General features: G+C 39.2%; 29 protein-coding genes. 25 read left to right on the top strand and 4 right to left on the bottom strand.

Going from position 1 to position 23824, the window contains the following annotated elements; translation table 11 throughout:
- Positions 1-72 precede the first annotated feature (72 nt).
- Positions 73-489 (bottom strand): NAD(+)--rifampin ADP-ribosyltransferase, encoded by a 417-nt coding sequence (gene arr, locus ACCB35_RS16530; RefSeq protein ID WP_374054538.1) that lies wholly within the window; start codon positions 487-489, stop codon positions 73-75.
- An 839-nt stretch (positions 490-1328) separates the two neighbouring features.
- On the opposite strand from arr, the gene ACCB35_RS16525 reads away from it, so the two are divergent.
- The 7 genes from ACCB35_RS16525 to ACCB35_RS16495 all read left to right on the top strand — a co-directional run bounded on the left by ACCB35_RS16525 (position 1329) and on the right by ACCB35_RS16495 (position 7501).
- Positions 1329-2909 carry a bifunctional UDP-sugar hydrolase/5'-nucleotidase gene (locus tag ACCB35_RS16525; protein ID WP_374054537.1) on the top strand — a complete coding sequence of 527 codons (1581 nt, stop codon included), beginning with the start codon at positions 1329-1331 and terminating at the stop codon, positions 2907-2909.
- A gap of 179 nt (positions 2910-3088) precedes the next feature.
- Positions 3089-3550: a nucleoside 2-deoxyribosyltransferase gene (locus ACCB35_RS16520; RefSeq protein WP_044339344.1), complete on the top strand. Its 462-nt coding sequence runs from the start codon at positions 3089-3091 to the stop codon at positions 3548-3550.
- 432 nt (positions 3551-3982) lie between these two features.
- Positions 3983-4201 (top strand): hypothetical protein, encoded by a 219-nt coding sequence (locus tag ACCB35_RS16515; protein ID WP_374054536.1) that lies wholly within the window; start codon positions 3983-3985, stop codon positions 4199-4201.
- 107 nt (positions 4202-4308) lie between these two features.
- The gene (locus ACCB35_RS16510) at positions 4309-4713 is read left to right on the top strand and encodes a hypothetical protein (protein ID WP_374054535.1); all 405 of its coding nucleotides are present in this window, start codon (positions 4309-4311) and stop codon (positions 4711-4713) included.
- 76 nt (positions 4714-4789) lie between these two features.
- Positions 4790-5656: a GNAT family N-acetyltransferase gene (locus ACCB35_RS16505; protein WP_374054534.1), complete on the top strand. Its 867-nt coding sequence runs from the start codon at positions 4790-4792 to the stop codon at positions 5654-5656.
- Positions 5657-5782: 126 nt separating this feature from the next.
- On the top strand, positions 5783-6511 hold the full coding sequence (locus tag ACCB35_RS16500; protein ID WP_374057050.1) for an alpha/beta fold hydrolase: 729 nt from the start codon (positions 5783-5785) through the stop codon (positions 6509-6511).
- Between the two features lie 135 nt (positions 6512-6646).
- Positions 6647-7501: a DUF2785 domain-containing protein gene (locus tag ACCB35_RS16495; protein ID WP_374054533.1), complete on the top strand. Its 855-nt coding sequence runs from the start codon at positions 6647-6649 to the stop codon at positions 7499-7501.
- Between the two features lie 693 nt (positions 7502-8194).
- On the opposite strand, the gene ACCB35_RS16490 is transcribed toward ACCB35_RS16495, so the two are convergent.
- Positions 8195-8326: a hypothetical protein gene (locus tag ACCB35_RS16490; RefSeq protein WP_374054532.1), complete on the bottom strand. Its 132-nt coding sequence runs from the start codon at positions 8324-8326 to the stop codon at positions 8195-8197.
- A 253-nt stretch (positions 8327-8579) separates the two neighbouring features.
- On the opposite strand from ACCB35_RS16490, the gene ACCB35_RS16485 reads away from it, so the two are divergent.
- From ACCB35_RS16485 to ACCB35_RS16445, 9 genes are all read left to right on the top strand, one after another.
- Complete coding sequence (locus ACCB35_RS16485) at positions 8580-8927, top strand: VOC family protein (RefSeq protein WP_374057049.1); 348 nt, start codon at positions 8580-8582, stop codon at positions 8925-8927.
- Positions 8928-8994: 67 nt separating this feature from the next.
- Positions 8995-9651, top strand: coding sequence for an AraC family transcriptional regulator (locus ACCB35_RS16480; RefSeq protein WP_374054531.1), 657 nt, complete (start codon positions 8995-8997; stop codon positions 9649-9651).
- Between the two features lie 58 nt (positions 9652-9709).
- A complete protein-coding gene (locus ACCB35_RS16475) occupies positions 9710-10687 on the top strand; it encodes a glycerophosphodiester phosphodiesterase family protein (protein WP_374054530.1) in 978 nt (325 codons plus the stop codon).
- Positions 10688-10837: 150 nt separating this feature from the next.
- A complete protein-coding gene (locus ACCB35_RS16470; RefSeq protein WP_374054529.1) occupies positions 10838-11275 on the top strand; it encodes a VOC family protein in 438 nt (145 codons plus the stop codon).
- Positions 11276-11295: 20 nt separating this feature from the next.
- Complete coding sequence (locus ACCB35_RS16465) at positions 11296-12183, top strand: hypothetical protein (RefSeq protein ID WP_374054528.1); 888 nt, start codon at positions 11296-11298, stop codon at positions 12181-12183.
- 122 nt (positions 12184-12305) lie between these two features.
- On the top strand, positions 12306-12626 hold the full coding sequence (locus ACCB35_RS16460) for a cell division protein FtsK (protein WP_374054527.1): 321 nt from the start codon (positions 12306-12308) through the stop codon (positions 12624-12626).
- Positions 12627-12643: 17 nt separating this feature from the next.
- Entirely contained in the window at positions 12644-12844 is a 201-nt protein-coding gene (locus ACCB35_RS16455) for a hypothetical protein (RefSeq protein ID WP_374054526.1), read from the top strand.
- Positions 12845-12958: 114 nt separating this feature from the next.
- Positions 12959-13330: a VOC family protein gene (locus ACCB35_RS16450; protein WP_374054525.1), complete on the top strand. Its 372-nt coding sequence runs from the start codon at positions 12959-12961 to the stop codon at positions 13328-13330.
- Between the two features lie 278 nt (positions 13331-13608).
- Positions 13609-13986, top strand: coding sequence for a TIGR04104 family putative zinc finger protein (locus ACCB35_RS16445; RefSeq protein WP_374054524.1), 378 nt, complete (start codon positions 13609-13611; stop codon positions 13984-13986).
- 51 nt (positions 13987-14037) lie between these two features.
- Here ACCB35_RS16445 and ACCB35_RS16440 read toward each other — a convergent pair whose 3' ends face one another.
- Both ACCB35_RS16440 and ACCB35_RS16435 read right to left on the bottom strand, forming a co-directional pair.
- The gene (locus tag ACCB35_RS16440; protein WP_374054523.1) at positions 14038-14460 is read right to left on the bottom strand and encodes a VOC family protein; all 423 of its coding nucleotides are present in this window, start codon (positions 14458-14460) and stop codon (positions 14038-14040) included.
- Positions 14461-14832: 372 nt separating this feature from the next.
- Positions 14833-15306 carry a hypothetical protein gene (locus tag ACCB35_RS16435; protein WP_374054522.1) on the bottom strand — a complete coding sequence of 158 codons (474 nt, stop codon included), beginning with the start codon at positions 15304-15306 and terminating at the stop codon, positions 14833-14835.
- Positions 15307-15426: 120 nt separating this feature from the next.
- Between ACCB35_RS16435 and ACCB35_RS16430 the strand changes: the two genes are divergently transcribed.
- From ACCB35_RS16430 to ACCB35_RS16390, 9 genes are all read left to right on the top strand, one after another.
- A complete protein-coding gene (locus ACCB35_RS16430) occupies positions 15427-16038 on the top strand; it encodes a CGNR zinc finger domain-containing protein (RefSeq protein ID WP_374054521.1) in 612 nt (203 codons plus the stop codon).
- 183 nt (positions 16039-16221) lie between these two features.
- Positions 16222-16749: a sigma-70 family RNA polymerase sigma factor gene (locus ACCB35_RS16425; protein ID WP_374054520.1), complete on the top strand. Its 528-nt coding sequence runs from the start codon at positions 16222-16224 to the stop codon at positions 16747-16749.
- The gene (locus ACCB35_RS16420) at positions 16742-18208 is read left to right on the top strand and encodes a DUF4179 domain-containing protein (RefSeq protein WP_374054519.1); all 1467 of its coding nucleotides are present in this window, start codon (positions 16742-16744) and stop codon (positions 18206-18208) included. The genes ACCB35_RS16425 and ACCB35_RS16420 overlap by 8 nt, the downstream gene beginning before the upstream one ends.
- A 239-nt stretch (positions 18209-18447) precedes the next feature.
- Positions 18448-20421 (top strand): prolyl oligopeptidase family serine peptidase, encoded by a 1974-nt coding sequence (locus ACCB35_RS16415; RefSeq protein ID WP_374054518.1) that lies wholly within the window; start codon positions 18448-18450, stop codon positions 20419-20421.
- A gap of 224 nt (positions 20422-20645) precedes the next feature.
- A complete protein-coding gene (locus ACCB35_RS16410) occupies positions 20646-20828 on the top strand; it encodes a PspC domain-containing protein (protein WP_374054517.1) in 183 nt (60 codons plus the stop codon).
- A 112-nt stretch (positions 20829-20940) separates the two neighbouring features.
- The gene (locus tag ACCB35_RS16405) at positions 20941-21384 is read left to right on the top strand and encodes a hypothetical protein (protein ID WP_374054516.1); all 444 of its coding nucleotides are present in this window, start codon (positions 20941-20943) and stop codon (positions 21382-21384) included.
- A 201-nt stretch (positions 21385-21585) separates the two neighbouring features.
- A complete protein-coding gene (locus ACCB35_RS16400; RefSeq protein ID WP_374054515.1) occupies positions 21586-22254 on the top strand; it encodes a DNA alkylation repair protein in 669 nt (222 codons plus the stop codon).
- 236 nt (positions 22255-22490) lie between these two features.
- Positions 22491-23264, top strand: coding sequence for an HAD-IIB family hydrolase (locus ACCB35_RS16395; protein WP_374054514.1), 774 nt, complete (start codon positions 22491-22493; stop codon positions 23262-23264).
- A gap of 151 nt (positions 23265-23415) precedes the next feature.
- On the top strand, positions 23416-23715 hold the full coding sequence (locus tag ACCB35_RS16390) for a hypothetical protein (RefSeq protein WP_374054513.1): 300 nt from the start codon (positions 23416-23418) through the stop codon (positions 23713-23715).
- Positions 23716-23824: the final 109 nt, after the last annotated feature.

Here is a 23824-nt window from a genome sequence, read left to right as displayed (position 1 = left end):
GTTCCCGCTCTACTTTTTTATTTTTATTGGAAAACGGGGCCCAGGATGAGAACCGTACCCGGGTATCCTGATTTAATCGTATATTACCGCTTTTCCTTCTTCTCTCAATTTTTTTAAAGAGGTCAGCATATGGTTAATGTCTTCATCGGAGTGTCTTTCCCACGCACTTAATTCAGCTACGATTTTCAAAGGTGATTTGGATCTGTAAGAACGGGTTGGGTTCCCAGGGAATCTTTTATCAGTTACGTTCGGGTCATTTTCGAAATCACCCGTTGGTTCTACGATGTAAATTCTCTCTTTTGATTCTGACGCTGCTAATTCAGCACCCCATTTTGCAGCATCCAATGTAGCGGTGAAATAGATATAATTCGACTTCTTATCTTGGTAATTCGATTTGTGCTGTGGTACTAGAAAATCTCCAACATTAAGCGCTGCTTTTGTACCATGAAAGAAAGGACCTTTATCTAAGACATCTTTTTTGTCATCCATATTAATACACCTCTTCTAAAGATTTGTATTTAACAGTATAGGACAGTAAATGGAGAAAATGTAGTCTATAAACCATTTTTTATTAGTAGTATAATGTAAATAGAGAGGGATGCAAGGGAATGGTTCTCTTGCACCTGCTATATAAAACCAAGGGACTCCACAAAATAGGGGTCTCTTTGTTATTTTATGAACTTCATGATCATTTTCCAAAAGTGATTCTATCGTTTTGACATGATCCACATGGGATTTCGTCCCAAATCTAGGTTAAACTGTAATTGAGTCATCTTTATTCCTCTACTCATTGTTTACCGTCGTTGAAAACAGTGTTGACAAGAAGGAATAAAATGACTCTTTCTTTTTACACAATCATATGGACTTAATCAACATGAATAACAACTGCATTCTTCGGCATTGATATTCCTTAAGCCGCGGGGGCAGGTCCATTGGCCGCGATGCCTGTCCCCATGGCTCTTACATACCAGAGTTGACAGATACACGGAAAAATTCCGCTTAATTCGTCATTGTAAGATTAAAAAGCTGAAATAGAAGGAAAAATTCCGCCTATTGACTCAAAAAATACAATAACGGATGATTTTTCTTTGCTTAAGCGGAAAACCTCCGCTTATTTACCTTAAAACAACTGTCATTCTGAATGTAAGCGGAAAATCTCCGCTTATTTTACTTTTTCGAAACGGCTTGTACCTGTGCCCATAGCGTTTGTTGATGGTCAGTTTGTGGTTTGTATCTTTCACGTCTTTACAAAACAATAACTTTCTATTAAAAATGGGTCAAAACTGCTGTGCTACCTTGAAGATGACAAAAGCACAGGGAGGTTTTCCATGTCTCTAAGTAAATTGATGTTGGCGGCAATCGCAACTGGTATTTTCTTCATCGGATCATCATTTGCGTCATCTTCCACCGACCCTGGAGAGTATATTTCTGTGCAGCTTCTGGGAGTCAATGATTTTCATGGGCAGCTGGAAACGGTTCGAACAAGGAATGGAAAGCAGGTAGGCGGTGCTGAATATTTAGCTGCCTATTTAAAAAAGCACCGGCAGGAAAATGAAAATACCCTGTTGGTCCATTCCGGCGACATGGTCGGTGCAAGCTCACCTGTGTCATCTCTTATGCAGGATGAACCTGCCGTCGAATGGATGAACGAAGTCGGATTTGACATCGGGACTTTAGGAAATCATGAGTTCGATGAAGGAACGGAGGAAATGTTCAGGCTCCTTGATGGCGGCAAACATGAGAAAACGGGTAACTTTGAAGGGGCGGCTTTTCCATACACAGCTGCCAATGTCATCGATAAAAAGACAGGGAAATCCATTTTACCACCATATTTGATCAAAGAAGTCGATGGGGTGCCCATCGGGTTTATCGGAGTTGTCACGACAGAAACGAAAGATATCGTCCTGCCAAGCGGGATTGAAGGCATTGAATTCACGGATGAAGTCACTGCCATCAATCAAAGCGTAAAAGAATTGAAGGCAAAAGGAGTTCGGTCCATCGTCGTCCTCGGGCATGTTTCCGCCTCTTCAAACGAAGACGGAACAAATCCTGCCCAAGACGCCGCTGAATTTGCCCCCCGCATCGATGATGAAGTAGATATCATCTTCGGCGGACACAGTCACGGCTTTGCCAATGCGTCAGTTGATGGGAAAATGATTGTTCAATCGTACTCATATGGAACAGCCTTTTCAGATGTAGATCTCCTGATCGACCGGGAGACGAAGGGAATTGTCAATAAGCAAGCAGCCATCCTATCCACATATCACGATGGAATCGAGCCCGACATAAAAATCAAAAAGATGGTCGATTCTTACTCTACCGACAAACAGATGATGCTGGACCAGAAAATGGGTCAGGCAGAAGCCCCCATCACAAAGGATAAAACCGCCAGCGGGGAGCGGTCGATCGGAAATCTCATCGCAGATTCACATCGGGAGAACATGGGCACCGACATCGCATTCATGAATCCGGGTGGAATTAGAGCGAACCTGGGTGAAGGCGAACTTACTTGGGGGGACCTGTACACCATGCTCCCGTTCGGCACCAACCTAGTCAAAACATCATTGACGGGCGCCGAGATAAAAGAAGCACTGGAACAGCAGTGGACAGGGGATTTTCAAACCATCATGCAGACATCGGGGCTCGACTACACCTACGATAAAGACGCACCACCTGGCCAAAAAGTCGTTGCCATGACCGATAGAGATGGAATCGCCATTCAGCCGGACCAGACATATACCGTAGCCCTCACCAATTATCTTGCAACCGGCGGAGACGGGTTCACTGCTTTTAAAAAAGGCAAGGATTCTGTAGAAGGTCCGCCGACATTGGACTCCTTCATAACCTATATCATTGAATCCGGCGGAAGCATAGCACCGCCTGAGACAGATCGGATCAAGGTACAGTAGATGAAAAACAGTAGAGCGGGAACAGGTCGCGCTCTACTGTTTTTATTTTTATGGTGCCACGGGGACAGGTCCATTGGCTCCTTGAGTAGGAGTCGTTACCTGTCCCCGTGGCTTTTCATACATGAACCAGTGATACCCCTAATAAGATATAGTATGAGTACATTTCAGGGGGAGGTCACATGGAGAACACAATCATAAGGAACGTCAGAGTGTTTATTGCAAGTCCCTTTTTCAGTAAGGAACAAGTCGATCGGGTACAAAGGCTTGAACAATCTCTCATGCAGAATCCATATGTATCAGAAATCTTCTCCGCACGATTTCATCAATACGAACATCTTGAATTTGGATCAAAAGAGTGGAGGCGGAAAGTGTTCCGAAACGACCTAAGAAATTTAAGGCGTTCCGATGTCCTGGTGGGAATCCGCGATTACGAAGGCAAGTACGTGGACAGCGGAACAGCATTTGAAATCGGGTACGCCTACTCCCTGCAAAAGCCGATCCTATTGATTAATGAAAAAAATTCAGTCATGAATTTAATGATGGCTGATAGTTTACATGCTTACTTTACGAAGGTGGAAGAACTGGCGACGTACGATTTCCATCGAATGCCGAAAGCTCCTTATGAGGGGCCGGTGATATAATAAACCTTTTCCCGTCGCTCCTTTAATATGGAACGGAGAGATTTTCCTTTGAAGAAATCCGGAGGAAAGTCCATATTTTAGATGTTATTAATTGTCAGTTTATCAATTGCGTATGTTATCCGGATAGTAAAATAGGAAACTCTCAGTGAATTTGTTAGTTGAGTTGATAGTAAATGGGCTTATCCAGAACGGGATGGGCTTCTTTTTTTATCTAAAGTTTTCCTTGAGTAAGTTTCATGGATTTGAAATAATTGGAATTGAGATGGCGTTGAAACAATAAGAGGTCACGCAGACTATTTAAAGTCGTCAATTTTCAATTACTAAGAAATAATTTAAATCTTATTCCATATAAGGGGGCAAAAACTGTAGATCCAGCCTGAAAAGCTCCGACCAGCTATTTTAATTCAGCAATCGGGAACAGGAGTGATGCCAATGTACCCTGACAAACAAAATAAAAATCAACAACTCAATAAGGTGCAAGGAGTGTACAGAAAGAAAAGGCGCGAACTAAAAACAGAAGTTAAAGAATATAAGGTTGGAACCATTGGAAGCATCGTTGTAATCATATGTCTTATTGTGTTCCTCATCTTTTTTATCATGAGTATGTTGTTTGATATGGGTGTGTCGGTACCAGAAATATTCGGGAGATAAAATCCCCTTCAGCTATTTCAATAAAGGAGCAGGTTATTTGAAGAAGGAACATGTGTGTAGTAGTGGGGAACAGACTTATAAATGTAAATTAGAAGTGAGGTTTTACAATGCTTGAATTACAAAACTGCTTAAATGAATTTACAAAAATGCATGATGAATTTATACGTGATTGGAACCAAGCGATGAGTTCAGGTGACACATCCTCAGTAGAGAGAATGTCAGAAGATTACTATGTTGCTTTTTTTAATAGTGGAAATGAAAAACCAATTATTTTTACCAAACAAGAAGCTATAAATGGTATGGAACAATCGGTTCGACATTTTCTAGGAGCTAGCAAGAGGTTTGAAAATAGAGTTATTCGACTAAGGGATAACAAAAATGCAGTAGTGTTCTATGAACAATTGATTGTAAAAGATGGGGAAGTATTAGCACGATTATTTACCATTGAAAATTGGAGATTAATAAATGAAAAATGGATGGTTATAAGGGAAACAGAAGAACCAGTTAATTAGTTTTTTCTTCAACTATAGGGCTAACTGGGAAGGAAAGTCATACTCTCAATTTGGTATCGATTAAGGAGACAGATTAATGACGACAAGAAAGATGTCAAAATTATATTTAGTCCAGTTTGAAAAGAAAGACATCCCGGGTTTAATTGAACTGTCTGAATCAGTTGGATGGGATTATGATGCACAAGAGATTGGTACAGTGATGTCATCAGGCAAAGTATTCGGCCATAAGAATACTGAGGGTGAAATTGTTTCAAGTGCGGCCATAATCCCCTATGAAACGAGTTTCGCCTCTATTGGTATGGTCATAGTCAAGAAAGAATATAGAGGAATGGGATTAGGAAAAGAAGCGACGCAACAATGTATGCATTCCCTTTCAAGCGACACTGCGATCATGCTCATTTCGACTGAAGACGGAAAGCCTCTCTATGAAAAAATGGGGTTTCATATTGCTGACCGTGTGCACAAGTACATATGCGATACTTATTCACCTTCTAATCTAACCAATACAACAGTTACCATTGAACATTTTAATGAAAGCGACTTACCCAGGATAATAGAGTTGGATGAAGCGGCTTTTGGAGATAAAAGAAGCAACTTCCTTAAACATAGAATCAATCAATCCGAGGCATGTGTAGTCGTAAAAGATAAAATAGGGGATACCATAGGTTTTGGATTATCCATAGTAGGACCTGTCAATCTTATAATAGGTCCCATTGTGGCACCAGATGCTCACGTAGCATCTATGATTTTAGATAAGCTGGCTATAGGGCATCAAGGCAAATTAAGGATCGATATGCCATCAGGAAATGAAGTATTTATGGAATCCGTTGAGAAATGCGGGTTTGTAAATGTAAGTAATCCACCCATTATGATGTTCAATTTCAATAAGATGCCCCAGAGAAATGGTGAATTATTTGGAATTGCTGCTCAGGTATTCGGGTAAGAGAAACGCTATGTATCATTACACCGATCTGTATGTAGTCTGCTTTTTTATTCGATTATCGTGCAGTTCAGCAGAAGAAGTCAGCTTATATTTGATGGTTGGCCAAATGAGGGGATAGATGAAAGTATGAAAGAAATGTTCGTCCAAATTAATAGTTGTAAACTATATGCAAAATTGGTGGGAGAAAATGATGGAAAACCAACTGTTGTAATGGATGCTGGATATGGTGATTATTCCAAGGCTTGGAATTCAGTAATCGAAGATCTTTCAATGCTCTCTAATGTTCTAATTTATGATAGGGCGGGACTTGGGAAAAGTGACACAAGTTCTAATCTCAGAACCAGCAGTGAGATGGTAAAAGAATTGAAGGAACTTCTTATTGAGGCCAAGATTAAACCTCCCTATCTATTAGTAGGGCATTCATTTGGTGGAGTAAACTTGAGAATGTTTGCAACTGAATATCAAGATGAAGTGTGTGGACTTGTCTTGGTAGATTCGACACCTGAAGATTATAGAGAAAGATTTCTCCCGACAATGTCAGAAGACTTTCAACAAGCATACAACAAGCAATTCACTCATGAAGGAAATTATGACGAATTTATGGAGAGCTTAAAGCAGTTGAAAGACACCAGACGTAAATTAAATGTCCCGCTAATGGTTCTTTCAGCTGGAAAAAAAGCTCATTATTCGGAGGAATCACAAGAATTATGGAATGATATGCAGAGAGAGATACTTGAAATATCCTCTATAGGAGAATTTGTGTTAGCTGAAAACAGTGCTCACTACATACAAAATGATGAACCGGAAGTGGTAGTAAGTGCTGTAAAAAAATTGATAGACAGGGTTTGTAGGTAGATTGTGAAAAATAATACTTTATTTAGCCGTGGCAATAGCTAGTAATGATCGATTCTTCAGCTTTATCGAAACTCCATTAACGGACAGGTTAGTTAAATTCTTTTATTTATATAACAAAAGGAGAAATTGAAATCGATGGATATATCAACGAGGAATATGTCATTAGACGAAAGTGAACTGAAGTCTATTTTAACAGAATTTAAACTCGAAAGATGCAGTTGGCAAGAGCTAGATAAAACATTGGTATTACAATCTATGATGGAGCATATTGGTTCAATGGATGGTGAACTCCGTGATCAGTTGATTTACACCGCTTTTTATAGATTAATTGTTGAAAGCAATCAAATTGAAGCTGAACTCTTAACTGTACTCTTAGATGCTTGTATGAATGAACGAATGTTTAAAGGAATTGGTGAAAAGGGAACCGACACCGTGTTTACAAGAGCGTTCACTACCCTGTTAATAGCATTAATATTATACAGAGATAATCAAGCGGATTTTTTACCCCAAAACCTAATTGATACGGTTAAAGAAAAGTTGATTACGTACATTGAGCTTGAGGAAGACTTAAGAGGGTACGTCTCTGGTAAAGGGTGGGCTCATAGTATCGCCCACGTAGCTGACACATTTGAAGAGTTGGTGAAAAATCCAAAGCTTGATAAAGAAGATTATCCAGTGATAGTAAGAGTATTGTTTAGTAAAGTTCTTATATCCGATAGTGTGTATGTTCACGATGAGGATGAACGGTTAATAACCCCGATTCTAGAAATGTTAGAAAGAGGGTTAAATGTAAAAGAAATAGAACAATTCCTCCAAGACGTACCTAATGAATTAAAAATCCAAAAGGCAAAAATCGAGAATGAAAAGTATTGGTTCTTGGTTTTTAATATTAAAACATTTTTAAAAAGTTTCCACTTCAAAATTAACGATCAACCTAAACTATTACCGCTTCAGAAGAAGATTGAAGAAACTCTAGCGAAAGTCTTTTGAGTGAGCCTGTATATTTTTCAAAATCTAGGTAACGGGTGATTGCTAAAGATAGCAGTTTCCCTTAATTGTGCATGTATGACTTCATACATATAAAAAAGGGGCTGTACAGGTTGGAACTCAAATTTAGTGACTTTTCTATTGTTCTCCCGCCTTTCCACATTACAATCATTGCAATTATTATTATTTTCTTTTTGGTAAGTTGGAGTAAGCAATTAGAAACACGTCGTTATACCGTTTTTATTTACTTTTTGATTAGCACTCACATCGGTCCAATCTTTTCCCGGGAGACAAAGGAAGGTTCCTTCGTGCTATGGTTTCCTTTGGGATTTGTAGTTGTTTTCCTTTACTTGTTGCTTAGTAAAAGGAACCATCCATCCAAAATGAAAGCAAGCATATTAGGGCTTTGCATAGCATTGTATCGGCTGATCCTCCGCTATGTCAGTTAGTTTTTTCGTATTCATCTGATGGAATATATAACTGAAAGTTGCCAATTGAACTTATGGCCATTCGTAGTGATTAGGCAGCCTAAATGCATAACACCCGTGGGTTTTTTAAAACTATCAATAAAGAATAGGAGGTTTACAAATGGACCGTAATGAAATTCATATCTAACAATAGAACAACCAAGGGGCAGGTTGATTGAACAAACTCTCATATTGAACCTGAACACTGCCCTTCATTGACCATGGTAGATCATTTTTTTTCATTATACATAATTAAAACAGCTAATCCATTCCCACTACTACTAAATTTTATATCAACTAATTCAATATCACTTTCCAAAAATTCATTCACTTTTTCATCAAGCTTTTTGCTACTGGTCATAACGGTAAAGGTTTTAATTTTCATATTTACACCTACTTTTTCTTCTTATTTTATCAAAATCGTCTCCTTTCTGTGAAAAACATTCGAATATTCAAAACTTTTAGCTAAGGGGAAAGGTCCATTGGCTCTTTGGGTAGGGGCCCCGTGGTACCTGTCCCCTTGGTTCCCGGTGGGTGAAGAAGGAATTTGTTTCTATTTCTTGAATTTCTACATAGAAACGAAAAAAGTTAGGGAAGGGAGCATGTTTATTATGATGATCAAAGGTCTCGGAGGAATTTTTTGGAGGACTAAAAATCAGGATGCTATAAAGAAGTGGTACAGTGAGGTGTTGAAGATTGAAATGGAGGATTGGAATGGGACCATCATCAAACCACAACCAGGAAATGAAACAATCTTTTCTTTCTTTACTGAACAGGACCCATACTTCCCAACAGAACAGCAAGTGATGTTAAATTTCCAAGTATATAATATAAATGAGACGATTGAACATCTTGAACAAATGGGTGTACCTCTTGTTAAGGAAAAAGAGGTTAGTGAATATGGTACGTTTGTTTGGATTAAAGATCCTGAGGGCAGACTGATTGAGCTTTGGGAGAAATAAATATGAGGTACAGACAAATAGTGCGGAATCATTTCATCATCATTGAAACAGAGCAGGAGGTGTCAAAGTGATAGGTACAGTAAATATCCTGAATGGAACTGAAATGTATAAGGATTTCAAAGAGAAACAATTTCTTGAACCCAATTCGATGATTCCTTTTAACGAAGCCATGTGTTACGGGGAAACCTGCGATGACATATTCTCTGATGAGTTTATCGAACTGCGGGCAAATGTTCATCATGTAACGACCGCTCAATATGCTGAAATCACGATTAAGCCATTGGAGCCCCTTTTAAAAGGGAATGTTGATCGTATAGCACTGTGGTTTGATGAGGATATGTTTTGTCAAATAAATCTTCTCACCATACTCGCCTGGTTAGACCAAACAGATTATAAAGGTTCAATCGACCTCCATCTAGTCGATGATCAGTTTCATCGTGTCATTGATTACAGCCTACAGGCAGAAGGATATGAACCACTCTACAAACAGGTAATGATTCAAAAAACGATCCCTCAGAAAGTTCATCCAAGCCCTTTAAAAAAAGGTATTGATCTTTATTTGAGTTATCTAAAGAAAGATAGCGACCTTATGATGTACATTCAAAAGCACCAGGATGTTCAGGTAGAGGAGCTGGTATCTCTTCTTATCGAGAATTTTAAAGAGTATGGCTTAGGAGATACACAATACTTCGAAATTGTTAATACTTCACGTCAGAATCTATAACCTTTTATAGGGAATAGATGTCCTTTCAGGTGATTACATAGATAGGAATGGGAAACAAATGAAGAAAATGAAAAAAGGTTTGAAAATATCGATAGTAGTCAGCTTCGTATTAACGATTTTTGTTTATCTAAATAATAGTTCAATATTTACAGAGGAAAGAGAAGGAGAGCCGATTCTCATGGCTCATCGGGGCTTGGGTCAAACCTTTCCCATGGATGGTATTACGGGAGAAACGTGTACAGCAGAAATTATCTTTGAACCGGAACACCCTTACTTGGAAAACACCATTCCTTCAATGGAAGCAGCTTTCAAAGCGGGAGCGGATATTGTCGAAATGGATATTCAACCTACGAAAGATGGGGAATTTGCCATTTTTCACGATTGGACCCTTGATTGTAGAACAGATGGTACAGGGAAGACGCGAGACTATACAATGGAGGAGCTTAGAAAGTTAGATATCGGATATGGTTATACAGCTGACAATGGGGAGACGTATCCTTTTCGAGGGAAAGGAATCGGGCAGATGCCTACATTAAATGAAGTATTAACTCACTTTCCAAACAAGCAATTTTTAATTCACATTAAGAGCAATGATCCAGCTGAGGGTGAAAAATTAGCTGAATACCTCTCTCATTACTCTAAGGAAAGGCTGGGCGAACTTTCAGTTTATGGCGGGGATGAACCCATTGAAACGTTAAAGGAGAATTTGCCTGAAATGCGTGTCATGTCTAAAGAGACGCTAAAAAGCTGTCTATTATCTTATGAAGCATTAAGTTGGACAGGGTATATACCTGACTCTTGTAAAAATACTCAAATTCATATACCCGAAAAATATGCTTCTTACCTTTGGGGATTTCCCACTAAGTTCATAAATAGGATGGAGGATGTGAATACAAGGGTCATTCTTGTTGCTGGAGATGGTGATTGGTCAGAAGGATTTGATGAGAAGTCAGACCTTGAGTATATACCGGAGCCTTATAATGGGGGAATTTGGACAAATAGAATAGACAGAATAGCCCCGATTATTAAAGATTGATTTCTGTGGAACCAAGGGACCTGTCCCCGTGGTTCCGGAAAACATTGAGTTTTATTTATTATTTGAAATAATTGGAATTTAGTCAAAGATTAGGATTGATAAATGTAACTTTGAACTTTTGCGGAATCTAATTGTGGAAGAGGTCAAAACATGAAAATCACCAGAATGGATCATATCAGTATAAACGTAAACGATCTTTCAAAGGCTAAAGAGTTTTTTATTGATTTAGGACTTGAGGTAAAAGCCGAATGGGAAATGGATGGAGAACTGTTGGACAAGGTCGTTGGCCTTAAAGATGTGAAAACGTCATGTGTAGGGATGGGGGTGCCGGACGGTCAGACCTGGATAGAGCTCGTCAAGTACCGTACACCGGCTGATGAAAACGGTATTCAGCAAACATTTCCCAACACATTGGGTATCCGCCACATTTGCTTTGCTGTTGACGATCTTGACACCATGGTTGCCCATTTGAAAAGGAAAGGTACGGTGCTCTTTAGTGATATCCAGCAATATGAAGACAAATATAAGTTATGCTATGTCCGTGGTCCAGAGGGGATTATTTTAGAACTGGCGGAGGAAATGAGATGAAACGATTGAGGTGAAATGAATTGAAAAGAAATCTCCAGCCAACACCAGACATATTACAAGAATGGATAAAGACATATGTACCAGATAAAGACATGTTTTTCCTCCGAGGGACCGACCTTGCTCGTTTTAAAGAATACCTCACGAATGTCCTGGTCATCCCCCACGAAGAGTTCCAAAACCATTCATCTTATAAACAGGTACAACTTTCGAACAGCTATGAGTATTGGAATCTATCAAAGGACGTTGCCCATGTACTGGTGACACCTCCAGGCTGGGTGAATCATCTACCAGCTGAAAAGAAAATCGAGCTTTTTCATATGCAAGTGGCAGTGGGCAGGGGCTTGATTCACCCCATCTCTGAATTCTCTGGAGACGCATCATCCCTTCGAAATAGTGTTGTCGATGTGAAGGGAGAGGAGTATGCTGTCCTTCATAAAGCGATGTGGGAAGAACTTTCTTATCGATGTAAGGAAGACCTCATAACAGACATTGCCCAAGAATGGGAGGATTGGACTTGTTATGATCCCCCGACCTTAACCCCTCCGCACCTATTACCGTTTGCCAACACCTTTCCAGTCAGAGCGGGAAGTAATTGTTTATCGGCAACTCTCTTCGCCATCACCCATCAGGAGTGGATCGTCCACGAATGGGTCCATCCTCAAACGTTTCTTCAACGTTTAGCACTTGAAGATTATCATGTCATCCCCTCTCAAGGGTTGAGGGCAGGGGATGTGGTGACTTGGGAAAATGCAGACGGGATCATTCAACATGCCTCTTACTGCATTGACGGTCAGTTCTTCTTTAACAAACGTGGGCAGACCTATTTTAATGCGTGGAGTATCGTGCATGTTGATAATCTTCAAGGGGACTGGGGTCATTTAAGTATGAAAATCTATCGGAAAAAATAGAGTATGAGCTTTAGTGGGAGGCATTTTTTTCCTTTTACGATTACTTGAGTCATGAAATATCGGAGGAACTAGGGCAGAAAGGAAGGGAATGAAATAGGATTATATGGGCGGATTAAAAAAGATTGTCAATCTCTTTAATAGATTTAAGCATTTATCAATATGATGATGAAGGTTTTTCGACTACTGAGAAAGAATACATTGATAATATCAAGAATGCCAATCCCTATGGAATTTTTGTACTGATTTTTGGTGGGGTTTCATTCGCATTTGGACCCCAATATATCATTTTCACTGTCGTCACGTTGAAATTGGCTCTATTGACAATCTGGACTTTTGATAAGGAAACAGAAGACAACCCTTGGACATTCCTCCTGGGGACGGTCCTATCTCTCACAGGATTGTATATGAATATTGTGGGAGCGGTTCACATTCTCATTCTTTAAGGGAGGGAAAGGGTAAGGTGGAAATCATCAATAGCATTCAAGAGGTTTTATCAATGGGACTTGCATTTGTTGTTTATCTTGCCATACCGGCTTTTATTATCATTAGTGCCATTCGAAAAAAGAAACTCCCCAACAATCATTACACTCCTCTAGACGATATCCTGGAAGGTAAAGTGAGAGATCATGAAGAAGAGAATGATAACAAAAGGATAGACTAAGAGATTAACATTTCATATTATACATTAGCAATCTGGAATTATATTGGGAAATTGAAGGGGATAGGTATATAGAAAGCGAACTATTTGATAGACCAGTAAAAAGGAGAGAAGGATTTGAGTAAATCATTCATTGAACAAGTACACTATATTAGAATTCCTGTTAAAGATGTAGAACGGTCTGCACACTGGTACAGAGATGTATTAGGACTCCAGTTAGTAAACATGACAGAGGAACTTGCAGCTATCAAAGTAAATGACGGACCTTTCTTACTGATCCTAATCCCAACAGAAGATGAAACCTTTGCCCATTTTACAGTGAATCAGGAACAGGAATTCAGCATTGGCTTTACAAGTCCCGAGCTGGCTGAATTTCATCAACACTTAGTAGATCACCGGGTGAAGGTCGATGAGATTAAAGAAGATCACGGACATGCATTTTTCCACTTTTATGATTTAGATGGCAATAAGCTGCAAGCACACTGGTAACAGGTCATGCAGAAAGCCGATTTCCGAATGTACTGGAAATCGGCTTTTTTAATAGGATTTCAAAAATATAGTTTAATGTTCAGTTGAACTGTATTAAATTGTTAGTAAGCTGAACTGAAAAAAGGGTGAGATGATGAAACATAGATTATTACCGCTGTCTGAAACGATGCATTTTGCGTAAGCTACTCCGTGGCTAAGCGGCCATGCAGAATAGCGGCGGGCACATTATACGGTGTGATTGAAAACCTGAATAAACATAACATGGTTAAATCGAACCTGTGGGACATTGGGGCTGGAGAAAGAAGCAGAAGAGGAACAAGGTATTTAAAAAAGGCATTAATAGATTTATTTTATCGAGGTGTATTAACTTGCAAAAATGCGATAGATGTCAGACTTCATTTAGCTGGAGAGCGATTCTTAAATCATTTATATGGACGTACAAACCCATCCACTGCACGAACTGTGGTACAAAGCACGAAATCACCATTCGAGGAAGATTGTCATTTGTGCTTTGTACCATTCTACCAGCAATATTGTTCTTTAACTTCCTTGCCCCGTTCGAAAATTTTGTTCTAACAATTGGAATCGGAATGCTCATACTATTGGTAGGTACTTTGTTAACACCATTTGTTGTTACGTATAAGGGTGTAAGATGAATTTTAATATAGACCAACACAAACAAATTGAGCTGGTTTTTACCAAGCAATTTACTCCACTATTTCCCAGTGTGGATTCCACACGACCTCCCACAGGTGTCCGTCTAAATCGAGGAAGTGACCTGAATATCCTCCCCAGAAGGTATCCTTTGCTGGGTCGGTAATTGTCGCCCCGGCTGCTTCTGCTTCCTGCATCACCTGATCCACTTCCGATTTACTGCTGACATTGTGACCGATCGTGAATTCAGAGGGACTCCTGGGAGAGAGGGGGACATTGGCTTCTTTCGCTAAGCTTTTTCGCTCCCAGATGGCGAGTTTGATCCCATTTTGGAGGTCAAAGAATGCCACGGCGCCATTCTCAAATTCCTTCCCCATGATTCCTTCAGTTGGGAGGTGTAGACCGTTTTGATAAAATTCCAGTGATTTTTCTAAATCATCCACTCCGAGAGTGAGTACGGTGATTCTTGGTTTCATTGTTCGTTCCTCCTTGTGTATGGCTTCTTCTTTAGAGTACCTTTATTTATAGCCTTATGTCCGTTGGGAGATCAGGTTGAGCTCAAGAACTGATAAATAGCCGGAAAAATTCCGCTTAACTAGTCATTACGATTAAAAAAGACTGAAATAGAGGGAAGAATTCCGCCTATTGACTCAATAGATCCAATTATAAGCGATTTTTCTGAGCATAAGCGGAAAACCTCCCCTTATTTACCCTAAAAACATGTTCCATTCTGAATGTAACCGGAAAATCTCCGCTTATTTTAATATTCCCAATAAAGAAACCCGCCAATTCTAACTACACGGCGGGTTCTTCTATTTAAAACGGTTTGCCAGAAGCTCTTTTCAAAATTATGACTGGCTTGGAACTTTAATCGCTTTGACCATTTGTCGTATGGAGCCAAGATGATAGGCGGAGTGGGCGATCGCTCCAAGCATACCTGATAAAGTCTGTTCATCTAAAGAGGTCACGGAATCAATCGTTGTCAGCAGTGCGGTGTATTCTTGTTGAAGTTCAGAGGTGAATTGTGTCCAGGTATTGGTGTCTACGCTCGTGATTTTCCAGGAAGCTTCCCAGTCCTTGTCGGGTACTTCCCCATTCAAATGGGATCTTACCACCCATATATAATAACGTGTGTGATCGGTTTGAGCGGCAATGGTCGTTCCGTTGACCGGTATCGAAGCATCTTCTGCCGATAATTCTTCCAGTGTTCCGAATAAACCACTTCTAGGTTTCGATTCTGTGTACCAGCTTCCGTTTCCTTCAGGTCCTTCAAATGTTTCCTTCAACAACGTCTTAACAGCTGCCAACATCGGATTCTCCATTGTAGTACCTCCTGAATTTGGATTTAACCATCAAAATAACTTTAGATGGTTATAATGTTACCCCGGTTGTTTCTAACTGTCAATATGTATTATGATGGTTAGAGTAAAGGAGTCATGATCATGTCGGAAACAAACCCTTATATGATGGTCGGTGAACGGCTGTGTATGGATTTCATCAATACCGTCAGCTGGCGGGAAAGCGCTGAGAAAAGGCGGGATTGGTTTACGAGTTACCCTAAGTTGGTTGACTGGTCCGTCCATGCTGAAGTGTTGACTGCCCAACAGGCACAGAATCTTCTTATTGCAGCCGGAGAAAATCCTTCTCAAGCAGAACAAGCCCTGAAGCAGGCAATCGGACTGCGGGAAGTCATGTATCAAATATTCAAGAGCATTTCCAAAAAAAACTCGCCGAACGAGGAGGATCTGAAACGCTTCAATGAATATGTGAGCACTTTCTATCGATCGTTGCAAGTCATCCAAGATGAGGATCAATTCACGTTGAAGTTCAACCACCCAGAGAAAAACATGGACGCTATGCTTCCTCCCATTCTGCAATCTGCTGTGGATTTACTCGTTTCAAAAAATGAATTGGAACGGGTTAAGCAATGTGAAGGGGATCCTTGTGGCTGGTTATTCTTTGATACGAGCCGGAATCGAAGCAGGCGCTGGTGTTCCATGGCTGATTGTGGGAATCGGGCGAAGGTGCGGCGTTTTTATCAAAAAGAAAAGTGACCACCTCTGGTCACTTTCCTCTAAGGATTCCTAATAGGTTTTAGCGCGATGTATTGTTTTCTTTTCCCACAAAAGATCAAGACCAAGGGGCACCTTGGTCTTTTTTACGTAGTGTTAAAAATTATTGAAGCCAAAACATGCACACGTCCGTCTAATACATAGTCATACACAAAGGAAAAGAAGGTGAGTTCAATTATTGAATTAGTTCACAAAGCCCAGGAAGGCGACGAAGAGGCTTTCTTGACAATGTTTCAAGAATACGAGAAAGATATCTACCGAATGGCTTATGTCTACGTGAAAAATCAGGAGGATGCCCTTGATGTCGTTCAAGAAACGGCGTATCGCTCATTCAAAAAGATAGGCACACTAAGGAACCCTGCCTATTTCAAAACGTGGTTAATAAAGATCACCATAACCTGTGCAACGGATATGCTGAGGCATAGAAAGAAAATCATTCATTTGAATCCGGAATACTCTCATCCTATCAATTTGGAAGACAATGATATTCCTCTTTCACTATCCCTGCATGATTTGATTGAAACTTTAAATGAAAGTGAAAAAAACATCATACTCTGGAAGTTTTATCACGGATATACCCTTAAGGAGATTTCGGAAATCGAGGAGTCACCCTTGGGTACAGTAAAGTCTGTTTTATATCGAGCATTGGCAAAACTCCGAAAACAGGTCAGGAGGGTTGATATGTATGAGTAACCATATTAGACGCGAATTAGAAAAAATTGATATTCCTGATGAATTACATAGTAGGGCCAGATTAGGCGTCAAGAAAGCAAAATCGGAATTAAATGAGGAGAGTCATACCCCTGCAAAGGAGAATAAACGCAGTCCAGGACGCTCTCCAATGCGCAAAAAGTCCCTTTATAAAAGACTTTCAATCATTGCAGCTGCACTTTTACTAATTGCATCAACGTTAACATTCACACCAGTGATAGCGGCCATTCAAGAGGTATATGACAAAATCTTCTCAAGTAAGCATATTGATGATTCAGGTGTGAGGAATGCCGTCATATCTGGGGATGGGCAGATACTTGATCAAACATATACCGATAAGAGACACGACATCACCGTCCATTTCCACAGGGTGTTGACGGATGATAAAGAAACAAAGCTCCTCCTTACCTATCAAAGTGAAACAACCGATTTGGAGGACTATTATATTGATCTATTCGAAGGTGTGAGCTCGATCAATTTAATGGTTGGAAATGAAAAAAGAAAATTGAAAAATGTAGGCTGGGGAAGTAGATATTATGACAGTAAGGAAAACAAAGTAGTATCAGCCCTGTCGTTTGAATCATTAAAGGGTTATGAGGGAAAGGACATCCGGTTGGAAATCGATCAATTAACGATTTATAAAGATAGAGGTCGGGATAGTGTGGAAACAACCTGGCCATTACATTTCACCATCAAGCCGGCTGCGGTATCAGAAAGAAGAACAGTAGAGCTCAATAAAACATTCACATACAAAAGGGAAACCTACACCGTTACCCGTGTAGAGTTCTCAAAGCTGGAAACAAGGGTAGTGGTTACGGGGTCAGACACAGGGACCCTGACAGATGAAAATGCTACGGAATACGACGTGATGAGTAAATTGGAACGACAATTCCTCAATGCAAGGAAAAATAGTAAAGAATACGGGTATAGTGTCAACGAAAAGAAATCAGGAGTGTTTATAAAATCAGGCGGCAAAAAAGTGGAACCGATTTTTAGTAAAGGCGAAGTGGAAGGGGAAAATGATGAATACATTATGACGTTTGCCCCGGTTGAAAATCAAAAGGACTGTGTTCTTGAAGTAGGTGACTCTGTCGAGATACCTCTGGATAAATCCGGAAAGGTCATACAAAAAAAAGTAGAGGATGAACAATCTGAAATAAATGCATTGTTAGCTGAAAGTGGATATACATTAGTGCCACTGACCAAAGAAGAAGAGAAAGAGATCAATCAATATCTGGAGACATTCCCGAAAGAACTTTCCATTAAGAGAAAAGCTATTGGGAAGCTAAAGGGTCATGATAACTCGAAAATACTAGAAATGAGTATATCAGAAGGATCTGGAGTTCTAAGTATGAGTGAGGCTCAGGATTCAAAAACAGCTAAAAAAATAAGGGAAGAAAATGGATTCTCTTTTATTCCGATTTATTTGAATCAAAGATAAGATGGAGAACAGTAGTCCCCTTTTGAGAGGGGGCTATTTTTTTATACTTTGTCATCTGAGAAAAAATGGAAATTCAACGGATAATCTCCGTAATGCCCTCTTCAATAATCGGGCAAACAAGCAGCGTTTCTTCCTTAGGTAATGAATGCACCTAAATTATTTAATAGGGGATTGTACAACCTGAAGGAGTTTGAAATAATTGAAATAACAAATTTTTCTAAAAAATAAAGGGGCTTACAATGAATCAATACGAAAATACGTACCTAACCATAGAAGATCTCATTTCATTCCCAACCTTATCAGGCATTCATATAAGTGACGACGGTAAAAACGCAGCATTTGTCAAACGGACAGCTGATTGGGAAGAGAATACATATCCGAATCACATATGGATATATGAAAAAGATAAGGGAGAATGCTACGCATTAACAACCAGCGATATAGAGGGTTCATCTCCCTTATGGTCCCCTGATTCCCGACAGATTGCATACCTTCGTTCAGTTGGTGACGGGGATGAGAAGAAAAATCAGATCTTTGTTGAATCATTAGATGGTCATAGTAGTTTGCAAATGACGGATAAGAAAGAAGGGGTCAGTCAATTCAAGTGGGAGCCTGCCGGCAAGGGCTTTTATTATGTTGCACCGTCAAAGGAACCTGAAGAAATCAAGAAACGCAAGGAGATTTATGGAGATTTCCATCATATAGGCAAGGAATACCAGAATCATAGTTTATATTACATAGAAATAAACGATTCTAGCAGTGAGTGTCAGGAAAAAACCGAAAGGAGCATTACGTATCAACTAACTGACGATAAGGATTTTCATATCAGCGAATTTGATATTTCAAGGGATGGGGAAAAGGTTGTATTTATGGCTACACCAAGTCCGGACGCGGAAGATGATCAGAATAAAGATTTATACATACTAGATAGGAAATCTAGAAAGTTACATAAGGTGAATGGAAATAAGTTATTGGGAGGGAGCGTTTGCTTTTCTCCTCACGGCACCAAAATAGTTTATACAGCAAGCATAAAGGAGAAGGCTCATTATAAGACACATATAAGAGGCAATACACTGGTGATCTATGATCTTATTAGTGGAGAGCACATCCAGCCTTTAACCGATTTTGATAGTACGGTCATGCCCATACGGTGGACGGCTAAAGGGATTCTCATTAAGTGGCAGGATAAAACGAATTGCCTTATAGGGTTGTTATCTGAGGATGGTAAGGTGAGCATGGTTAGCGAAACAAAGGACTGCTTTATACAAGATGTTTCAATAACCGAGAATGGGGAGCATCTTGCCTACAGTAAGGCCACACCCAATGAAACCTTTGAAGTCTATCTCGACGATAAAAGAATAACAAATGAGAATCATATGTTTAAGGGGAAACTGAAAAGTAACAGGGAAGTCATCTCGTGGAAAAGTAGTGATGATCTTGAAATAGAAGGGGTGTTATCAACGCCGGCAGACTTTGATCCCCATAAACGATATCCCTTGCTGCTACTCATCCATGGTGGTCCTGGGTGGGCATCCTTCCCGATCCATTCAGGCTGTTTCAATGATAAATATCCTGTTGAGCAGTTTATTGAAAAGGGCTTTATCGTGTTAGAACCAAACTACAGAGGAAGTTCAGGATATGGGAATGACTTTCTAAAAGCAAACTATCGAAACCTGGGAATAGGTGACTGCCAAGATGTGATATCCGGGGTGGATGCACTCGCAGAAAGAGGGATGGTGGATAAGGACCGTGTAGGGGTGATGGGATGGAGCCAAGGTGGATTTATATCAGCCTTCTGTTCGATATACAGTGATCGATTTAAGGCGGCTTCCGTCGGGGGCGGAATTACGAACTGGCGCAACCACTATGTGAATACAGATATACCTTCCTTTATTAAGATGTATTTAGGGGATACCCCCTGGAATGATCCAGAGATCTATGCGAAAACATCACCTATGACCTATATTCAATCAGCCTGCACGCCCACCTTGATCCAACATGGAGAAAAGGATGCGAGGGTCCCAACTCCAAATTCCTATGAGCTCCATCAAGGATTAAAGGATATGGAAGTAGATACAGAATTAATTATATTTAAAGGAATGGCTTATAGTGCTGACCAGCCAACTACGAATGCGGCAATTATGAAGCAGAATTTGATGTGGTTTTCACATTATATTCTTGGAGAAAGCATGAAAGATTTTAGGGTTCTGTGATTAATAGATGGATATCCGTACAGGATATATGAAGATGAAACAGTCATTCATCATATGCTGTTTTATAAAAAATAGGCATATAGTCAAACTCGTTGTGTCTATACAAACTTCATGAAATCTCTTATCAGCTGCTTTCTTAAGCTTTATCGGTATTTCATTAAATGGCAAATTAATGGGATAATTCGAGCTTCAATTACTCTGTTAATCATGTAGGGGGAGTTGAATTGAAAAACAAATTAAAAAAATCGCGAACATATAAATCCATAAGCGGTGTCTGTGGAGGGATAGCGAAATATTTCGGTATTCCTTCTTTCGGAGTAAGACTACTATTTCTTTTCTTACCAGCTAATGTACTTATATATTTAATTCTTGTTAATACAATGCCTGACACTCCTCGGTCATTATAATACTTCAATTGACACTTATTCATGTATTGCTTAATAAGGGAAGTCACTTTCTTTCTAACGAGGAGGTCGTTCTATTAGATTTTCAAATTATTTACCAAGCTAAGGAGATGGGATGGAAGTGACTTGGAAAGGGTTTCTAGATCAAATTGGTTTAAATCAAGATATCAGACAAAAAGCTGATTTAAAGGTATTGATAGAATTCCCATTAGCAGAACCAAAAACAGAATTGTTAATCAGCTTATTTGACTACATAACAAGTATTTATGGTTCCGAAAAATGCACTATTCTTTGGTGGTATGAACCAAACTGCATGAATGGGAAAAACATAAGTAAACCATATACAAAAACCATTAGCCAAAATGACATGAAATATTTACAGGATTTATGGGAAAGAATTGCTGGTGATTATCTATTGTTCTTGCCTGAAGAATTCAATTTAAAAGTTGATACCAGTGATGAAGAAGAGTGTATTGGAGTATGTTTAACCAAGTACAATCAATTGCTAGTAAAAACTCCGGATGCTAATGAAGTATTGTATTTACATCTAAATGAATGAATTTTCTTATTCAGCTAACGTGCCAGATTGTTGAAGATGTTGTTTAGCACTAGTAGCTTTTAATCGTACTAAATCGCGGCGAAATCACTCCCTTATTGTTATGGTACAATCGTATGTAATAAGCCTCATAACGGAAGTAAGTTACTGATATATACCCCCAAAATATATTATGAAATATGCTTGAACAAGGAGTGGTGTCAAATGAATAATAATAAAAGCACAGAAATAAAACGCTCATCAAAGGCAGAAAATATTCTATCTCAGATCAATAGTAAAACGAAGCTAGGCGACTTACGAAAAATCGCGAAGGACATTAAAAAAGATCACAAACTAGCTATGGAACTTTGGTCAACCGGAGAGTTTTTGCCAAGACTATTGGCAATCTTAATTATGGACAAAAAGCTTCTTTCACAAGATGTACTAAATGAGCTTGATAAGGATATGCAGACTCACACATTTGATGAACGAAATAACTTAATGGATTGGTTAATGGCTAATCAGCTGACTAAAAACAAGAAGAACATTGCATTGATGGAGTCATGGGAGAATAGCCCTTCTGCCCTTCAAAGACGAGCTTTCTGGTATTTTCAAGCGCGATTGAGATGGACTGGACAAACACCGCCTGATAACACTGCAGACTTACTATCTGCAATTGAAGCTACTATTACGCAGGAAGAACCGGAAGTTCAATGGGCTATGAATTTTACCGCAGGCTGGATAGGCGTTTATGATGAAAAGTATCGAGCACGTTGTATGAAGCTTGGTGAGAAAACGGGACTTTACAAAGATGAAATGGTATCAAAAGGATGTACGCCTAATTATTTGCCGGAATTCATTACGATTGAAGTTAACAAGCGAATGAATAAATAGGTACCACTGAAAAATTCATGAAGATTTGATGGGGAAATACAGCCTCAATATGGACAGGATCTGAAAGTAAGACTTCAGATCCTTTTTGCTTGGAGGGGAATTTCAAAAATTTAATTCGCTAATTTTTCCCTCAAAGGCGTTACGGTGAACTGTATCTAATTAGGGAGAATGAGATTAAGTAATAATTTTTTATGTTATAATTTGGAATATCATTTATACGGAAGTGAGTGAGTTTTTTGAGATTTGTTTTTGACTTAGACGGGACAGTTTGTTTTAAAGGACAACCAATTTCCAGAAAGATCCTTCATTCATTGTCAGAGTTGACAGAATCAGGTATAGAAGTCATTTTCGCCTCGGCAAGACCGATTCGAGATATGCTACCTGTCATAGACGAAGCATTTCACCATTATACAATGATTGGTGGAAATGGTTCTTTAATATCAAAAGAAGGAAAAGTAATTCATTCCAACTCGTTCTCGACAGATGAAATGAGAGATATAAAAAACCTTATCAAAGAATATAATGCTACTTATTTAATAGACGGTCATTGGGACTATGCGTATACTGGACCAGATACACACCCTATACTTCAAAATTTAGACCCTGAAAAGTTAGCCAAAATGGTTAGTATGGATTCTCTTGATTCAATCGTTAAGATTCTGTTTCTTACCTCTAATAATATGGATGAACTATCAGTAAAACTTTCGAAACTCAATGTCTATGTAAATACACACGCTAACGAAAATGTACTGGATATCAGCCCAAGTGGAATTAATAAATGGAGTGCATTAAAAACGCTTGGAATAGAAGAAAATACATATATTGCTTTTGGGAACGATGCGAATGATATCTCAATGTTCGAACACGCATTACATACGGTTATGATTGGTCACCACAAACATTTAGCTCCTTTTGCGAAAGAAATGATATCAATAAGTGCAGATTGTGAACAAGTAATTGTAGAAAAAATAATTACTCTTTCAAAAAAATTTAAACAAATTCATGTATAGATCTTACTTATCAAACGAAGGCTTATCCGGAACAGGATGAGCCTCTATTTAGTTTTCGATATCCCCTTGAGTAAGTTGCTGTATTTTGGAATAATTGGTATTAAGTTAAAGGGCAGAATGTAAAGATCAATATTTAGGGGGAGTTTTTTGTATGGGGGAATATATTTGGAAAGCGGTAACATCTGTTGAAGTCTTGAGTGTAATTGTGATTTTGTTTTTTGTTCACTTTTTGTTTACAAAGTTTAAAAAAGTGGTAATCACGCCCTTCACCGTCATACTTCTAGGATACATCGCCTTTATTATAGGGATTGTGTATATCAGAGGGTGGACTGGAATGGGGTGGATGGTTTGGGGACATATCATAATGGCAGTTGGTATTCTTTTTTACCTTGGTTTGGGAATATATAGTTTCTTCCGCAAACGGGTTTATAAATGGAAATCAGTCAGCTGATTTCCATTTATAATCCATATTCAGTAAACCTGCTAGTAGAGGCTAACTATTCCATTATTGGGCAGATTAACGGGGTATTTGTGCATGAATGAAGCAAAGAAAACGAAGC

Source organism: Rossellomorea sp. FM04394, from assembly GCF_041889765.1.
Classification (GTDB): domain Bacteria; phylum Bacillota; class Bacilli; order Bacillales; family Bacillaceae_B; genus Rossellomorea; species Rossellomorea aquimaris_B.
Note: the sequence above shows the minus strand (reverse complement) of the source record. Positions and strands in the feature narration are given on the sequence as shown.

Excerpts from the sequence above, each read along its gene's own strand:
- arr (WP_374054538.1), bottom strand. The coding sequence starts at position 489 with ATGGATGACAAAAAAGATGTCTTAGATAAAGGTCCTTTCTTTCATGGT.
- ACCB35_RS16525 (WP_374054537.1), top strand. The coding sequence starts at position 1,329 with ATGTCTCTAAGTAAATTGATGTTGGCGGCAATCGCAACTGGTATTTTC.
- ACCB35_RS16520 (WP_044339344.1), top strand. The coding sequence starts at position 3,089 with ATGGAGAACACAATCATAAGGAACGTCAGAGTGTTTATTGCAAGTCCC.
- ACCB35_RS16515 (WP_374054536.1), top strand. The coding sequence starts at position 3,983 with ATGTACCCTGACAAACAAAATAAAAATCAACAACTCAATAAGGTGCAA.
- ACCB35_RS16510 (WP_374054535.1), top strand. The coding sequence starts at position 4,309 with ATGCTTGAATTACAAAACTGCTTAAATGAATTTACAAAAATGCATGAT.
- ACCB35_RS16505 (WP_374054534.1), top strand. The coding sequence starts at position 4,790 with ATGACGACAAGAAAGATGTCAAAATTATATTTAGTCCAGTTTGAAAAG.
- ACCB35_RS16500 (WP_374057050.1), top strand. The coding sequence starts at position 5,783 with ATGAAAGAAATGTTCGTCCAAATTAATAGTTGTAAACTATATGCAAAA.
- ACCB35_RS16495 (WP_374054533.1), top strand. The coding sequence starts at position 6,647 with ATGGATATATCAACGAGGAATATGTCATTAGACGAAAGTGAACTGAAG.
- ACCB35_RS16490 (WP_374054532.1), bottom strand. The coding sequence starts at position 8,326 with ATGACCAGTAGCAAAAAGCTTGATGAAAAAGTGAATGAATTTTTGGAA.
- ACCB35_RS16485 (WP_374057049.1), top strand. The coding sequence starts at position 8,580 with ATGATCAAAGGTCTCGGAGGAATTTTTTGGAGGACTAAAAATCAGGAT.
- ACCB35_RS16475 (WP_374054530.1), top strand. The coding sequence starts at position 9,710 with ATGAAGAAAATGAAAAAAGGTTTGAAAATATCGATAGTAGTCAGCTTC.
- ACCB35_RS16470 (WP_374054529.1), top strand. The coding sequence starts at position 10,838 with ATGAAAATCACCAGAATGGATCATATCAGTATAAACGTAAACGATCTT.
- ACCB35_RS16440 (WP_374054523.1), bottom strand. The coding sequence starts at position 14,460 with ATGAAACCAAGAATCACCGTACTCACTCTCGGAGTGGATGATTTAGAA.
- ACCB35_RS16435 (WP_374054522.1), bottom strand. The coding sequence starts at position 15,306 with ATGGAGAATCCGATGTTGGCAGCTGTTAAGACGTTGTTGAAGGAAACA.
- ACCB35_RS16430 (WP_374054521.1), top strand. The coding sequence starts at position 15,427 with ATGTCGGAAACAAACCCTTATATGATGGTCGGTGAACGGCTGTGTATG.
- ACCB35_RS16420 (WP_374054519.1), top strand. The coding sequence starts at position 16,742 with ATGAGTAACCATATTAGACGCGAATTAGAAAAAATTGATATTCCTGAT.
- ACCB35_RS16415 (WP_374054518.1), top strand. The coding sequence starts at position 18,448 with ATGAATCAATACGAAAATACGTACCTAACCATAGAAGATCTCATTTCA.
- ACCB35_RS16405 (WP_374054516.1), top strand. The coding sequence starts at position 20,941 with ATGGAAGTGACTTGGAAAGGGTTTCTAGATCAAATTGGTTTAAATCAA.
- ACCB35_RS16400 (WP_374054515.1), top strand. The coding sequence starts at position 21,586 with ATGAATAATAATAAAAGCACAGAAATAAAACGCTCATCAAAGGCAGAA.
- ACCB35_RS16390 (WP_374054513.1), top strand. The coding sequence starts at position 23,416 with ATGGGGGAATATATTTGGAAAGCGGTAACATCTGTTGAAGTCTTGAGT.